The organism is Kitasatospora sp. NPDC004272 (genome assembly GCF_053603035.1).
Window position 1 is genome coordinate 25,556 of sequence record NZ_JBSGET010000075.1, and the last position, 14,476, is coordinate 40,031.

A 14,476-nucleotide genomic window follows, 5' to 3' on the forward strand; every position below is an offset into this window, starting at 1 on the left:
CGGCGGAGCGACCGGTGAACCTCGGCCTGCTCGTCCTGCGGCTGGTGTGCGGACTGCTGATCGTCGGACACGGCGTCCAGAAGGTCAGTCACCACCTGGGCGGCGCCGGGCTGGAGGGCGGCACCCGCGAATTCCGCGAGGACGGGTTCCGCGGCGGCTCGCTCACCGCCCTGGCCGCCGGCGGCGGACAGATCGGCTCCGGCCTGCTGCTGGCCGCCGGTCTGCTGACCCCGCTCGCCGCCACCGGTGCCATCGGCGTCATGACGGTGGCGCTCACCGTCAAGTGGCGCCACGGCCTGTGGGTGCAGAACGACGGGTACGAGTACCCGCTGTTCCTCATCACCACGGCCGCGGCGCTCGCCGCCACCGGACCGGGGAAGTGGTCCGCCGACAGACTGCTCGGCCTGCCGTCGCAGTCGGCCTGGTGGCTCGCCGTCGCCCTCGTCGTCGGGACGGGCGCAGGTCTGCTCACCAGGCTCCTGCTCCACCGCGCGGCGTCCGCGGCCGAATAACCGGGGCCGCCCCACTCCGTCCCCCCATCCGCGCGAGGCCACCCGCCCGCGCCCCGGGCGGACGACCACCCGCCCGCGCCCCGGCGGGCCGGGCCGCGATCCGGCCCGGCCTGCCGGCTTCCCCGCCACCGCCACCGCCACCGTCACCGGAGAGTGCCACCATGGACACGACCGCCGCCCCGCCGAACAGCCAGCCGATGACCCAGCAGAGCGGTCCCGAAGCGCAGGGCTTCGGCACCGTCAAGCTGTACCCGCTCGGCCTCACCCACGACGCCCGCGCGTACTCCTGCCAGCGCCTCAACCGGTTGCTCGCGGACAGCCAGATCCTGTACTCCCTCTACAAGAAGAGCCACTGGACGGTGCGCGGCGCCACCTTCTTCCAACTGCACCAGCTGTTCGACCGGCACGCCGAGGAACAGCTGGCCCTGGTGGACGCGCTCGCCGAACGCGTCCAGAGCCTGGGCGGGGTCGCCGTGGGGGACCCGCGGCACGTCGCCGAACTCACCTCGATCCCCCGCCCCCCGGACGGCGCCGAACAGGTGCCGGTGATGCTCTCGCGCCTGCTGCGCGCCCACGAGTCGATCCTGGTCGACAGCCGGGACGCCGCGGCGCGCACCGCCGAGCTGGGCGACGACGGCACCAACGACCTGCTGGTCTCGCAGGTGGTCCGCACCGGTGAGGTCCACGTCTGGTTCCTCGCCGAGCACTTGGTCGACACCCCGCTCACCCGCGTCTGAACCGGATGGCCGCACCCCTCCCGTCCCCCGCCGCCCGGTCCCGTCCGCACCGTTCGGACGGGACCGGAGGCTCGTATGGCCGGTCCTTTCCGAACGACCGCGGCCCCAGTCGGGCAGAACAGGCACCGCGGTTCAGCCGTGGTCACGGCAACCGAGCGCGACGGCGGCGACCAGGGCCGTGTTGATCAGCATCGGTCGGCCGAGTCCGCACCTCTCGACCAGAACGGCTCCGACGGCAGCACCGACGAGCATCCCCGCGACCGCCGACGACCAGCGGCCGGACCGGTTCAAGATCGCGGTCGACACCGCCACCGTCGGCCCGCTCGACAGCCGCCCGGACCTTTTGCAGACAGACCCGTTCGCGTTCGAGCGCGTGGTGCGCGAACTCTTCACCGCCATGTGGGCTACGAGACCTGGCGCACCCAGAACTCCCGCGACGACGGACTCGACGCCGTCGCCGTCCGGCGCGACCCGGTGATCGCCGTCCAGGCCAAACGCACCAAGAACGTCGTCAGCCCCGAGGTCGTCAGGGCCCTGCTCGGCACCCTCCAGGACAAGCAGGCCGCCCGCGGCGTCCTCGTCACCACCTCCTGGTACGGCAAGTCCAGTTGGGAGATCGCCCACCGCAACGGCCAGCGCCTCGACCTGATCGACGGCCGCAACCTGAAAGCCCTGCTCCTCGAACACCTCGGCCTCGACGCCCTGATCGGACTCCCGAAGCTCCCACCCGGCTGGCAGCCGGGCGACGTTGCCTGAAGGAGGGCTTCACCAGTTCGGCAGCACTGGCGACACCTACGGCTTCCCGTGCGTCGGCCGCGGGCCGGGCCGTCCGGTGGCGGCCGGGGCACGGCCGCCACCGGGTGGTGTCACTGCCCGGACGGTGCGGGCCCCGTGGTGCCGCGCTGCACGAAGTGCGCCGTCGGGGACCAGCATTCGGGGACGGGGCGTCCCGCGATCCGCTCCAGGGCGGCTTCGGCGACCATCGCGCCGAAGCGGTGCACGTCGACGGTCATGGTGGTCAGCGGCGGGGCGGTCAGCCGGCACAGCGTGGAGTCGTCCCAGGCGATCAGGGACAGGTCGCCTGGAGCCTCCAGGCCGAGTTCCTTGGCTGCGGCGAGGCCCGCGACCGCCATCACGTCGTTGTCGTAGAGGACGGCCGTGGGGCGGGGGTGCGGGTGAGCAGTTCGGTGGTCAGCCGTGCACCGGACTCGACCGTGTAGTCGCCCTCGACGGTCACGGACTCGATGCCCGCCTCCCGGCACGCCTCCTGCTGGGCGAGGGAGCGGGCCTGGGTGTGCAGCAGGGACAGCGGGCCGGAGACCCGGGCGATGCAGCGGTGGCCCAGCTCGGCGAGCCGGGCGACGGCCTCGCGCACCGGGCCGCCGTCGTCGGTGCGGACGGCCGGCCGGGAGAGGTCCTCCGGCCAGGTGCCGACCAGGATCGCGGGCAGGCCCAACTCATCCAGGGCGGCCGGGCGTTGGTCGCCCTCGGTGAGGTTGACCACTGCCACCGCGTCGACCAGGTCGCCCTTGGCCCACCGCTGGTAGGCGGCCATTTCCTCGTCACGGGTGGGGACCACGTGCAGGAGCACCGACATGTCGTGCGTCACCAGGCGTGCCTCCATGCCGGCGATGAACTCCATGAAGAACGGCTCCGTGCCGAACAGCCGGGTCGAGCGCGCGAGGACCAGGCCCAGAGCGCCCGGCTGCGTGCGGTCGCGGTGGGTGAAGGTCATCCCGTCTCCAGGGTCGTGAGGTGGGCGCGGTGCACGGGCAGGGGCGGGAGGGCGACCCGGGCGGAGGAGCGGACGGGCTCCCCTCGGTCGCGGCCGGTACGGGTCCTCGTCCGGGGCCAGGCTTTAGCACCGGGGTCGGCGCCCTCCCGGCACGATCGGCGCTCGGCCGCGGCGGCGCCGACCGGCGGCGCGTGGAACCGTGGACCATCATGATCACCTCCGGTGTGCCCATGGCGGTGGTCTCCAAGACCCTGCGCCACTCCACCCTGACCACCACCATCAACATCTACGGCCACCTGCTCAAACACGCAGCCGACGAAGCGGTCCACGCCCTGGCCGACGCCCTCGCACACGCCGAAGCCCACCTCGACACCGGCCACCCCGACCGCTTCGGACGCGCCGCCTGACAACCCCAGGCCGCGCCTTCCGAAGGCTGCCGCTTCGCCCATTCCGGGCTCGGAGCCGCACCGAATCCGGTCGGCTCCGAGCCCGGCGCGCGTGCCGTCCGCGGCCGCGGCCATCCATCAAAAATCCGGGCGGCTTCGCCCTTCGCCGTCAGCGGTAAGGGAACTACCGCGCAGGAGCTGGTCGGCCACAGGCCGGGGCACCAGCAGATCGACACTCCCGCCTGGCCAGTGCACGGCCACCTGGTGCACCGCGAGAACACCCGCCTCCCAGCGGGTGAGCCGATCTTCTTCCTCTCCGCTGCAGCCCCGGAGAAGCGGCGGCAGGTCGATCGTGAGCGGGCGGCGGGGTCCGTCCGCGTGTCGGACGGCCAGCGCGCGAGCCCGGCCGTTCCACTCGTCGACCAGGCGATCCATCACGTCGAGAGCTTCCTCACGGCCGCGCCGACGGCTCCCGAACGCCCCGTAGACCGCTGAGACCGCCGCGCCCCTGCCGGCTTCCAGCCCGGTCCAGTCGGCAACGCACTCCTGCTGCCAGCGGGCCCACGCCTCCTGCAACAGCCACGACCCTCCCGGGCCCGGCGCCGCCAGGACCGGCCCGCCCTCGAACCCTGGTGCCGGCAAAGCCGCGGCACAGGCTGACTCCAGCAGAGCATCCTCGTCCAGCAACAGCGCCAGGTTCCGACGTACGCGCTCAACGGCATCAGCGAGGGCGGCCTGCACCGGCCCGGCCCCACGGCACGAGCCACGGATACGCCGCCACGACCGCATGGCTCTCCAGCAACTGCGTCTGCAGGCGCCGCCACCCCACGCACGCGGCATTCGGATCCGTCCGACCAGCCCCCGCCTCCATCAGAAGCTCCAGCTCCCCACCCCCGGCATCCGCCCCGACTCCCAACGGCGCCAGGGAGGACACCGCTTCGGTGAAAGCGGCGAACGGATGCTCTCCCGGGACCGGCCAGGCGCAATGCCCGCACAACTCCCCGATCGCCGGCAGTAGCGGCACCTCCCGAGAAAGAACTGCCGGCGCCGATCGCAGTTGCCCGCAATCCGCGCTGCCATGAAGCCTTCCCAGGCCGGACGACGACCGGAAACAGGCCAGCGGCAGGTCTTCGAACGGCCCCAACGGAACACCGACCGCAAGAATCCGCCCCAGCCGAAGCTCCCGCGTGTTCGGGTTCAGCATCGTGGCACCGCCCGAGAATCCCCAGGGCAAAGAGCGAACCCGGTCCGAACACCCACCAATGACGCTCGCCTTGCAGACGGACAAACACCCCCTGACGCGCCCTGAAGGGAACGCAGCAGCTCAACAGGCACAGGCAGCCTCTGGTGGTCGCGTGGTGGTCGCCCCGAAATGACCACCCAGCAGAGCGCCAGAGGCGCATACGAGCCAGAAAAGCGGGATAATCCCTCATCGATCAGGCATCGCCCGGGAAGATCACGCACAATACCCGTCAACCTTCTGGCGGCAGGTCACCCTTCCGGGAGAGTCCAACTCATCCGCCAACGAGGCCCCGCCTGCGACCATTCAGCCTCAACTCCAGCCCGAAAAAGGCGAGTTGTCCGGCACCGCCCGACATCGGCCGGCACCCTCAGGCCAATCGGGGTGCGATCACCATGCGACCACCACCCCGCAACACACAAAAGGCGCTTCCATCTTTCCGATGGAAGCGCCCTCCGACCTGCGAAAACTCGCGGTCGGGACGACAGGATTTGAACCTGCGACCCCTTGACCCCCAGTCAAGGGAGTTCGCCAGCCTTCCGATCGACCGTCTGCTCGACGGGTCCCGAGCAGGCGGTCAACTCGACTTCCATAAAATAGAGTTGGCTTACCAGCGCCACTCGCATACTTCATGTGGGCTGACGGAAGCTCAGCTGTGACAACGGCCAGAGATGTCCAACTGCGTCCACATGTGTCCACCGGTGGCAACCAGCGGCCAATCCGGCTGGTCCCAAAATGGTCCCACGGCCCGGCACCGGGCTCAGACACACGGAGTAACAGCCCTCCGCCAGCCACGCGCTACCTGCCGAGATGTCGGCCGAGACCTCGGCCTGCGGGTTCACCTGTCGCGCAGCCTCTACGGCGCGGATCAGGAGCACCTACCCATCGGCTACATGCAGTGAGCCTTTTCAGGGCGGCCACCGATCAGGTGACGGTCAGTCGATGGGGATGAGGGCAGAACGAACGAGGCTCCCGGGCGGTTGAGCGAGATGTCTCACGTCTCAAACAACCAGCCAGAAAGCCTCGTTGGTCACCTATCCTGCCGCACTGGACCTGCCACACGCGCTCGTCGAGTGGGTCACCATGCTCATCGTCACCCGCGAGGGTGACCGACGGTGCAAACTCCCGCTGCCCCAAAGAGCCCTGGTCGCGCTGGTGTACCCGCGCAAGCACGACACCCTCACCCAGATCGCCGCCGGCTTCGGGATCAGCGTCGGCACCGCCCACGCCTACATCCACCAGGTCACCGACCTCCTCGCCAGAAAGGGCCCCGGCCTGACCAGGGCCGTGCACGAAGCCGAACCCGAGTACGTCCTGGTCGACGGCACCCTCGCCGAGTGCGACCGGGTCGATGACGGCCGCGCCGACTACTCGGGCAAGCACCGCCGCCACGGCGTGAATCACCAGGTCATCACCGGCTCCACGGGCAAACTCGTGTAAATCTCCCGCGCCCCGCCTGGCCGCACCCACGACCTGACCGCCGCCCGCACCCACCGTATCGTGAAGACCTGCGTCCGGCTCCGTATCCCGGCCCTGGCCGACATGGTGTCACGGGCGCCGACGGAACGTTCGCGGTTCCCACGAGGCGCCCGCCCCGCGGAGAACTCACGGACGGGCAGCGGTCGCTGAACTGGGCACACGCCCGGCTCCGCTGCCCCGTCGAGCGCGGCGTGGCCACCGTGAAGCGCTGGAGGATCTTCCGACATACTCGCTGCGGCCCGAACTGGCTGACGTCAGCAGCCAAAGCAGTGCTCACCCTTGAGCTGCACCGCTGAAAAGGCTCACGCAATCAAGTTCAGTAGCAAGGACGCGCTACAGATCACGATCTGCAACTGCCGTGCCTGATGGCCGCCGTCCACACCCTCATGATCCACAGTTCTACGACCAGCGAAAAATCAGGATGGAAGAGGATCGCTGCTTTGATCCATTTCCCCCGGAGCCATTCCTCCCGACATGAGACTGTCCAGGCAATCGGGCAAAGGATGACCCCTCCGGCGGATGGCCAGAACGAGTGCAGGAACTAATGAAAATAAGAAACGCGAGGCATGTTTCCATGCCTCGCGAAATAGCTTATTTATGTGCTAGGAATGATTTTCAGTCGGTTCGGTCTTCTCCCAGAGGTCCTCGAATTCTTCGGGAGTGATCCTGTCTCCATCGCTGAACTCTCCAGAAGTGAGCCTTGGCTCGGTTAGGAGCATTCCGATGTCGTCATCGAAGTCATCCCGAGAAGAAAGCCACCTTTCCCCAACATTGGAGACCTGCCGAGTGGGAACCCCATTGGTGAATTCAATATAAAGAGTGGCATCATTCCCATGCCATGTCTCAAGGAGCGTTTTGAAGTATTCTTTCACTTTTTTATCCCTCCGAGAAGGGCGTCGTTCCACTTCCTGTGATGCGCCCAGAAACGTCGAGATCTTCACTGGTCCTAATTATCATAACATTGGGAACTGGTACTTCGAATTCGATGCCGGAGACATCCACGGCCACCCACCGGTTGGAGCGCTGCCAGTTTGGCGAAGTGGCCCGGCCAAATATTCTTCCGACCAGCTGATTTCTGGAAATCCCGCCCTTTTGGGCGTCCTTCGGATTGAGGGTCTGCTTATTTGCAGCGGTGACCCGCGTTGGCGCGATGTCGGTCAGGTATACGCCTTCCCCGTGGCGCGTGTGCTCATAGCCCTCAGCCCTGGATGCCTTTATGATATTGGATGTAAGGATCCCCTGCATTCCCTTCTCGTCCGTGTAGTGGTACAGGGTGGCACCTGCCCCTCCACTGCCGATATTACTTGAACTGCTTTTACCATCGGTGGGTTCGGGCTTCGGGGTGGCGGGGGCCGAGGGGTCGGCGGGCCCCTTCTTCAGGTTCACTCCGCTGTTGGACTCCTGTACTGCCTCCTCCGCCTGGATCCGGGCGCCCTGGAGTGTGGCCAGGTTTCGTTCGGCCGCGATGGTGGCCTCGCTGGCCGGAGCTTCACCAGCTGTGATCGCACTGTTACCCGAAGGCTTCTTCGGGGTCTCCGGCTCGGCGTGGGCGCCGCCGCCCGTCTTGGGGCCGGGCATCACCGGGCTGAAGACACCGCCGCTGCCCCCGGTCATCCCCGAGGCGATGCCGGTGCGGTAGTTGGCGTTGTTGAGGTGGCAGAAGATGGCCCGCCAACCCGAGAGTCCGGTGCAGTCCTGAGCGTCCGGGATCTGCCAGCTGCTGGCGCCGGAGTTGCCGTCGATGGTGTTCCCGCAGGTGGTCTGGCCCAGCAGGTAGCTGGAGACCCGGGAGTCGACGGCGCCGCATGCGGTCTGCTTCGTCGACTGCGCCGGCTTCGGGTCGTAACCGCCGCCGTCCGCCTGGGCCACGTTGAACAGTCCGTTGGGGTCGCTGCCGCCGACGGGGTTGTCGCCCGCGTAGCTGTAGCCGCCCATCTGGTTGGGGTCACCGGCTTCGAACACCGGATCGGCGGTGAGGAAGCGGCCGAGGACAGGGTCGTAGTGGCGGGCGCCGAGCAGATCGAGGCCGGTAGTGGTATCGGCGGGCTTGCCGAGGTAGCCCCGGTTGTCGGCCCAGACCGAGGGCTGGGTGCCACGCGGGTTGCCGTACGGGTCGAAGGAGCGCCGGGTGACCGCCAGGGTGGTGGCGTCGACCTGGAGCTGGGCGGTGCCCTGGGGGTTGGCGGGCTGGTAGGTGACGGTGCCGCTGCTGGAGCGGACGATGGTGGTGCCGTCGGGGTTGTGGTAGCGGCGCAGGCCGCTGACGGTCTGGCCGGTGCTGTCCAGGGTGAGCTGTTCGGCGCCGCCGAACAGGTAGAGGACCGTGCCCGTGGGGCCGCGCTGGATCAGTAGGTCGCCGTTGGCGTCGTACAGGTAGCCGGAGGTCTGGTCGGCGCCGGTGCCGGTTCTGGTGACGACGCCGGAAGTCCGCCCCTCCGCGTTGTAGGTGAAAGTCTGGTTCTTGACGGACGCCCCGCTGGTGGCGCGGTCCGTGGTGTTGCCCGCCGCGTCGTAGTGCGGGGTGAGGACGGCGGTGCCGGTCGGGCCGGTGGTGGTGACGGTGGTCAGCCGGTTGGGCAGGGTGGCCTTGGTGGTGCCGTTGCCGGGGTAGCTGCTGGTCTGGGTGGTGTCCTTGGCGATGTTGCCCGTCAGGTCGTGCTGGACCTGCTGGGTGCGGTCGCCGAGCAGGTCGTACTGCCAGCTCTCCCAGTAGGGGGCCGGGCCGCCGATGGTGGCCGGGGCTGGGGTGGTGGAGTTACAGGCGGCGAGCTGGCCCGCCGTCGGCACGGTAGTGCCGACGGTGTCGGTCCAAGCGGTGGTCAGCCGGTTCAGGCCGTCGTAGCCGAAGCACTGGGTGTCGGCGACGGGGGTACTGCTGCCGTCGGACTGCCGCTCGGAGACGCTGGTGGGGTTGCCCGCCTGGTCGTAGCCGTAGGTGGTGTCGGAGAGCGGCGTGGTGCCGGTCTGCAGGCTGACCCGGTTGGTGGTCAGACGTGCGGTGGCATCGTCGTAGGTCTGGGCGGTGCGGTACTGCTTGCCGGCATCGCCGTACGTGGACTGCAGGATCTGGCCCAGCGGGCTGTAGTTGGCAATGTCCAGGTAGTGGGTGAACCGTCCGGAGCCCGAACTGACCAGCCCGCCCTGCAGGTTGTAGCCGTAGCCGACCGACTCGGACGGGAGTCCGCCGTCCGCGCCGAAGGTGCTGTGCGCGACCAGGCCGACGTTCGGGGTGTAGTCGACGCCGACGGTGTAGGTTCCGGCGAGCTTTCCTTCGGCTGCGGGAATGGTGACGGTGGTTCCGTTGGGCTGATAAGCCGTGTTGTAGCCGGACACCGCTGTGGTGTACGCGCTGCCGCCCGTTCCGGATCCGCCGACGTAGCGGGTGCTGGAGGTCGGGTAGCCCTTGGCAAGGGTGTCGTAGACGTACCCGGTCAGTTGCTTGGTCGCGTCGGTGGTGCTCGGGCCGTCGTAGGTTCCGATCAGCCGGTCGAGGGTGTCGTACGCGTAGGAGACGGTTTGCTGGCGGGCGTCCTTGGTGGTGGCGGTCCGGCCCAGCGCGTCGTAGGTGGCGCTGGACGTGCCGGTGTCCGGGTCACTCTGGGAGGTCTGCCGGCCCAGCAGGTCGTAGGTGTAGGTCCAGGAGTTGCCGACGGCGTCGGTCAGGGAGGACACCAGGCCCGAGAACCCGTAGGCGTAGGTGGTGGTGGCGTCGGCGCCGGGGCCTCCGTGGACTGTGCTGGAGACGGTCCGGCCGCGGGCGTCGGTGACGAGGGTGGTGGGACTGCCGCCGAGCGGCGGGGTGCGGTCGGTGCGGTCCACGCCGGGGTAGGCGGTGGTGGACTGCCAGAGCTTGGCGGCCTTGCTGAACAGCGCGCTGACGGTAAGTCGGCCGAGGCCGTCGTAGGTGGTGACGGTCTGCGAGAGGAGAGTGTTGTCGTTCTCCACGAACAAGGTGCCGCTCGGTGCGGTGCTCGGGTCGGCGTACGGCGCGGTCGAGGAGACCCCCCAGCCGTGCGAGTCGTACCGGGTCGAGGAGATCAGGCGGCCCGCCGAGTTGTCGGCAGTGCTGCTCTGGGTCTGCCGCTGCTGAAGGAAGCCGTCGTAGATGTCGACTGAGGTGCTGTAGGACTCGTTCTCGCGCAGGGTTTGGCTGGTGACCGTGGTCGGGGCGGGATGGTCCCCGGCCCCGTGAAGGGTGTAGGAGAACGTCCGATCAGGGGTCTTGCCCGCCGACCGGTCACGGCCGGGCAGCCAGATCTGGGTGCGGCGGCCGAGCGCGTCGTAGGTGGATTCGGTGACCTTCCCGTTGGCATCGACGGCCCGGGTAACCAGGCCGCGGGCCGGGGCGTAGGTGCTGGTGGAGGTCCAACCAACCGGATTGGTGCTGGAGACGGCGGTGGCGAGGGTGTCCGTCGCCGGCGTGTAGGTGCTGGTGGTGGTGTTGCCCACGAGGTCGCGGGAGGAGGTGATCCGGCCGTAGGCGTCATAGCTGACGGCGCCGTTGGTCTGGAAGACCGGGTTGCCGGAGGCATCGTACGAGGTAGCGACCTGGCGGGCGGTGACCAGACCCACGGTGGCGCCGTTGCCGCCGGTGCTGCCGAACGCGCCCGGGTTGGCGACGGTGCCGTCACCGTCGTAGAACACCCGCTCGTGCTTGATCGTCGTGCTGTTGCCGGCCTTCGTGGTGCAGGGGCCGGAGACGGTCAGCGTCTCCTTGGGGAGGTTGAGCACCATCGGGTTGGACGCCGGGGCGTTCGCGTAGGAGACGGTGGTGCACACCTCCTGCGAGGGGTCCGCCAGGTCGCCCTTGTCGTCGCTCTGGCTCGGTCGGCCCAGGCTGTCGAAGGTCGTGTCGGTCCGGGTGGTGCGCCAGGTGCCGTCGGCCTTCAGCTCCAGGGTCCGGCTGCCGGCGCTCTGCGGGCGCAGGGCCACCAGGGCGGGCAGGGTGGAGAGGGCGGGCGGCGGGGTCTTGGACGTCCACGCGATGCGGGTGCGGGTGGCGGTGGTGGTCAGCACGGGCGCCGCCGTCAGCGTCCGGGTGACGGGCGTGCCGCCAGCCTGGGTGTAGGCGGTGCTCTCCTGGCTGCTGCCGGCCAGCCAGTTGCTGTCGGTGGTGGACTCGCCCAGGGAGTTGGCGAGGCTGACGCTGCGCTTGCTGCCGTCGGCCTTGTAGTCGCCGTCCATGCCCTGGAAGTAGGACGTGCTGCTCTGGGTGACCGGGTCGGGTGCGGCGCCGGTGGTGGTGGTGACGGTGCGGTAGCCGCGGTAGTCGTTCCAGGTGCGGTACTGGTCGTCGGTGAGGTCGGAGTCGTCTCGGTGCCAGGCGGCGCCGCCAGAGTAGGCGTACTTGGTGATGCGGGCCGGTGACCCGGCGGTGGTGAGGTCGTTGTCGCCGATCTCGGCGACCAGGGTCTTGTGGAACCAGTCCAGGGACGGGTCCTTCACCCCGGAGGGCGCCCAGTACACCGGGAAGCAGGCCATGGCGTTGCTGTCCGCGGAGGTGGGCATGGTGCCGGTGGTCCGGGAGCACTCGGGGTCGCGGTACTTGACCGTGATCGACTCACCGGTCTCGGTCCGGACCGCGGAGATCCTGGGTCGCCACAGCGGGGGCGCGGCCGGGCCGCCGTCGACGCGGTTGTCCATCTCGATGCCGCTGAAGACCACCGGGTCGAGGGTGATGCTGCCGCTACCGCCGGCGGAGGTGTCGAGGCCGGTGTGTTGGATCTGGGACAGCCACATCACGGCCTGCAACTGGCCGGCGTCGGCCGGGTCGACGGTCTTGCCGGTGACCGGGTCCACCGTGCCACCGGCGTCGGAGAACAGATGGGTGAGGGCGTAGGAGTCGACGTCGGACCAGGTACTGCCGGTCCTGACCTTCGTGGTGATGCTCTTCAATCGGACCGTCGACCAGAAGGTCGGCGAGCCGACCTGGCAGACGTTGCTGCCGCTGCCGGAAGTCGCCATCCCGGAGGTGCAGTTGAGGTTGTACGGGACGTCCGGCCAGTTGGTGGCAGTGCCCGCCGACAGGTTGCCGTACTGGCAGACGGTGTCGGAGGTCACGCAGCGTTGGGCGGGGGTGAAGACCACCTTGGCCGCGGGCTCACGACCGGCCCGGACGTCGGCGAGCTTGTAGCCGTAAGAGATCTGGGTGGGGTAGCCGCCGCGCACGTAGGTGCTCATCGTGCCGCCACCGCCGGACGCGGCGACCTGGCCGTAGCCGCGGTTGTACCAGTTGGTCTCGGCCGCCCAGTCGTAGCGCTGGACGTTGCCGTTGGGGTCGACGACGAAGTCGAGGTTGAACCGGTAGCCGGGGTTGGCCGGGCAGAGCGAGTTCTTGCCGGAGGCGCTGCTGTAGCAGGGGTCGCCGGAGTTCGGGTGGTAGACCGGCACGCCCCAGGCGGAGTTGGTGGCGGCGTCGGAGGTGGTGCCGGGCGCGTGATTGAGGCCCAGGTAGTACTGGGTGCCGTCAGGCGTGGTGACCTTGAAGTACTCTCCGTTCCACAGGCCGTTGGACGCGCCGTTCAGGTCCTCGACCTTGGTGCCGTCGTCGTTCGGGAGGTGGTAGGCGCCGCTGCCGTCGCGGACCAGTTCACCGGAGTGCGAGCCCAGCGAGAGGGTGGCGTTCCAACCCGCCCAGCACTCGTCGCCGGAGTCGGCGACGCCGTCGCCGGAGCACGAACGGTAAGAGCGCTCGATGAAGCCGGGAGTGAATTCCCAGCCGTCGCCGACCCAGGACGCCTGCGAGTTCCGCGCTGAGGTCTTCCCGTCCACCGACTGCGAGTCGTACGACAACGCCACCGAGGGCGGGGTGCCACCGAGGGAGGCCGGCACACTGATCGGATAGCTGTAGGTGAACGAGCCCTGGCTCGATCCCCAGTTCCCGGATGCCGACAGCGAGGTGGCAGTGTAGCTGCCCTGCGATCCGCCGGTGCCGGAGACCGCCGCGACGGCCGTCCCGGTGGCCGCGAGAGCGTCGAGCCGCATCGTGGGCACGCCGTCGGCGGTGGCCGACGCGGTTTCCTGCGCGGGGAGTTGCACAGTCGCGGTCAGCTTGTGGGTGACCGGGTCGTTGACCGTCTCAAGGGGGACGCGGGTGCGGCAGGAGTCGTACTGCGGGGTGGTCAGTGCGCAGGCGGGCATCTGTACCAGGTGCAGGCGCGAGGCCCAACCACCGCCGTAGGCTTGGGCGATGGAGTCGTAGTCGACGGCGATCGTGACGGCCCGGCCGGAGTCGGTGCTGTCGACCGGCTCGAGGCCGACCAGCAGGCCGTCGACGTTCGCTGCCTGGGCCTTCGCGCGGTCGGTGATCTCGACCCGCAGTGCGGTCGGTGCCTTCTTCTTGAATTTGGCGGTGTCGGTGGGGGCAGACAGCGCCACGCCCCCGAACAGGCTGCTGCCGCCCAATCGCACGGTGGAGGCCGAGGCGGAGGGCCACTTGGCAGGTGATGCCTTGTGAATGCTCAACTCGCGCGAACCGGCCGCGACGCCGTGGTCCACCTTCGCAGAGGCGTTGGCGTTGTGCCCGGTGACTTTCGGGCTGGTGGGCAGTTGGTCCGCCGCCCAGAGTTCGCCATCGTAATGGTAAGGGCCCACGACGGTCGCACCGGCGAGCGGGACTATCAAGGACATTGCGGCGGCGATCGTCGTGGCGACGGTCAGTCCTCGGAATCTGAGCTGTTTGCGCACGCGAGCGGGGCGTCTTATTCGATTTGACAAGGGGGCTCCGATATTTCTGATGGTAAGTCAGCTGACGGGTAGCCAGATTTTGCCCAGGTCAGAGCATATGTCTGGCAGCGGCGGCACGCTATTGCCACGGGGCTTCGGTCGCAATACCCTTCCCTGCCGACCGGTCGTGGAAATCTCTGAAAACAGAGTGACGGATCGTCATGTCCAGGCATGCCATAGCGGTATCTGACAGGGCGAATCGGACACGTTCCATGGATTTTGGGCGACTGTCGGTGATGCGTGGCTTCGAGGAGGCCTTCGCATTTGATCAAGATTTTGCAATTGCTAGGGGACCGTAGTGCACACAGTTAATGGGAGACCGCTCCGAAGGCGGACGCGGCACCGCGCCGTCGCGCTACTGGCGCTGGCCGGTGCCGTGCTGGCCGGTGTGACGGGGCAGGCGGTGGCCGACGACCGGCCGTTCGCCGTGGCGCCGGGCAACAGCACGCCGCCCACCGCCGCCCAGCAGGGACCGGCCCCGGACGGCCCGGTCCAACTGGCCCGGGCCGAGGCTCGCAGGAGCGGGAAGCCGATGACGGTCGATGCCTTGACCACCGAGACCAGCCTGACGGTGGCCAATCCGGACGGGACGCTGACCCGGACCGAGAACGTCCGGCCGGTGCGGGTGAAGAAGGGCGGTGACTGGGCTGCGGTCGACGCCT

12 protein-coding genes, 1 tRNA gene and 1 pseudogene are annotated in these 14,476 nt (G+C 68.7%); 6 read left to right on the forward strand and 8 right to left on the reverse strand.

From position 1 onward, the window contains the following. Positions 1–14 precede the first annotated feature (14 nt). Together ACWEO5_RS22690 and ACWEO5_RS22695 are read left to right on the forward strand one after the other, a co-directional pair. On the forward strand, positions 15–512 hold the full coding sequence (locus ACWEO5_RS22690; RefSeq protein ID WP_452164112.1) for a DoxX family protein: 498 nt from the start codon (positions 15–17) through the stop codon (positions 510–512). 161 nt (positions 513–673) lie between these two features. Beyond that, complete coding sequence (locus tag ACWEO5_RS22695; RefSeq protein WP_452164113.1) at positions 674–1,249, forward strand: Dps family protein; 576 nt, start codon at positions 674–676, stop codon at positions 1,247–1,249. Between the two features lie 132 nt (positions 1,250–1,381). On the opposite strand, the gene ACWEO5_RS22700 is transcribed toward ACWEO5_RS22695, so the two are convergent. After that, positions 1,382–1,648: a hypothetical protein gene (locus tag ACWEO5_RS22700; RefSeq protein ID WP_452164114.1), complete on the reverse strand. Its 267-nt coding sequence runs from the start codon at positions 1,646–1,648 to the stop codon at positions 1,382–1,384. Between ACWEO5_RS22700 and ACWEO5_RS22705 the strand changes: the two genes are divergently transcribed. Next, positions 1,649–2,005 (forward strand): restriction endonuclease, encoded by a 357-nt coding sequence (locus tag ACWEO5_RS22705; protein WP_452164116.1) that lies wholly within the window; start codon positions 1,649–1,651, stop codon positions 2,003–2,005. It abuts the gene before it with no gap. Positions 2,006–2,115: 110 nt separating this feature from the next. Here ACWEO5_RS22705 and ACWEO5_RS22710 read toward each other — a convergent pair whose 3' ends face one another. Together ACWEO5_RS22710 and ACWEO5_RS22715 are read right to left on the reverse strand one after the other, a co-directional pair. Further along, a complete protein-coding gene (locus ACWEO5_RS22710; RefSeq protein WP_452164117.1) occupies positions 2,116–2,385 on the reverse strand; it encodes a substrate-binding domain-containing protein in 270 nt (89 codons plus the stop codon). Beyond that, a complete protein-coding gene (locus ACWEO5_RS22715) occupies positions 2,382–2,984 on the reverse strand; it encodes a hypothetical protein (protein WP_452164118.1) in 603 nt (200 codons plus the stop codon). Before ACWEO5_RS22715 ends, ACWEO5_RS22710 begins: the two co-directional genes overlap by 4 nt. 209 nt (positions 2,985–3,193) lie before the next feature. Between ACWEO5_RS22715 and ACWEO5_RS22720 the strand changes: the two genes are divergently transcribed. After that, entirely contained in the window at positions 3,194–3,391 is a 198-nt protein-coding gene (locus ACWEO5_RS22720) for a hypothetical protein (protein ID WP_452164119.1), read from the forward strand. A gap of 117 nt (positions 3,392–3,508) precedes the next feature. Here the strand turns inward: ACWEO5_RS22720 and ACWEO5_RS22725 are convergent, their stop codons facing one another. The 3 genes from ACWEO5_RS22725 to ACWEO5_RS22735 form a co-directional block, all read right to left on the reverse strand. After that, a complete protein-coding gene (locus ACWEO5_RS22725; protein ID WP_452164120.1) occupies positions 3,509–4,057 on the reverse strand; it encodes a hypothetical protein in 549 nt (182 codons plus the stop codon). Between the two features lie 34 nt (positions 4,058–4,091). Then, positions 4,092–4,574, reverse strand: coding sequence for a hypothetical protein (locus ACWEO5_RS22730; protein ID WP_452164121.1), 483 nt, complete (start codon positions 4,572–4,574; stop codon positions 4,092–4,094). Positions 4,575–5,086: 512 nt separating this feature from the next. Next, positions 5,087–5,178, reverse strand: a tRNA-Pro gene (locus ACWEO5_RS22735). A gap of 458 nt (positions 5,179–5,636) precedes the next feature. Here ACWEO5_RS22735 and ACWEO5_RS22740 point away from each other — a divergent pair. Beyond that, positions 5,637–6,385 (forward strand): annotated as a pseudogene (locus tag ACWEO5_RS22740) (transposase family protein). 306 nt (positions 6,386–6,691) lie between these two features. Here ACWEO5_RS22740 and ACWEO5_RS22745 read toward each other — a convergent pair. Beyond that, positions 6,692–6,961 carry a hypothetical protein gene (locus ACWEO5_RS22745; RefSeq protein ID WP_452164122.1) on the reverse strand — a complete coding sequence of 90 codons (270 nt, stop codon included), beginning with the start codon at positions 6,959–6,961 and terminating at the stop codon, positions 6,692–6,694. A 4-nt stretch (positions 6,962–6,965) separates the two neighbouring features. Further along, the gene (locus tag ACWEO5_RS22750; RefSeq protein ID WP_452164123.1) at positions 6,966–13,466 is read right to left on the reverse strand and encodes an RHS repeat-associated core domain-containing protein; all 6,501 of its coding nucleotides are present in this window, start codon (positions 13,464–13,466) and stop codon (positions 6,966–6,968) included. Positions 13,467–14,217: 751 nt separating this feature from the next. Between ACWEO5_RS22750 and ACWEO5_RS22755 the strand changes: the two genes are divergently transcribed. Then, positions 14,218–14,476: hypothetical protein (locus ACWEO5_RS22755; protein ID WP_452164124.1), on the forward strand; the 259-nt coding region annotated here is incomplete at its 3' end.

Excerpts from the sequence above, each read along its gene's own strand:
- ACWEO5_RS22695 (WP_452164113.1), top strand. The coding sequence starts at position 674 with ATGGACACGACCGCCGCCCCGCCGAACAGCCAGCCGATGACCCAGCAG.
- ACWEO5_RS22700 (WP_452164114.1), bottom strand. The coding sequence starts at position 1,648 with ATGGCGGTGAAGAGTTCGCGCACCACGCGCTCGAACGCGAACGGGTCT.
- ACWEO5_RS22715 (WP_452164118.1), bottom strand. The coding sequence starts at position 2,984 with ATGACCTTCACCCACCGCGACCGCACGCAGCCGGGCGCTCTGGGCCTG.
- ACWEO5_RS22720 (WP_452164119.1), top strand. The coding sequence starts at position 3,194 with ATGATCACCTCCGGTGTGCCCATGGCGGTGGTCTCCAAGACCCTGCGC.
- ACWEO5_RS22730 (WP_452164121.1), bottom strand. The coding sequence starts at position 4,574 with ATGCTGAACCCGAACACGCGGGAGCTTCGGCTGGGGCGGATTCTTGCG.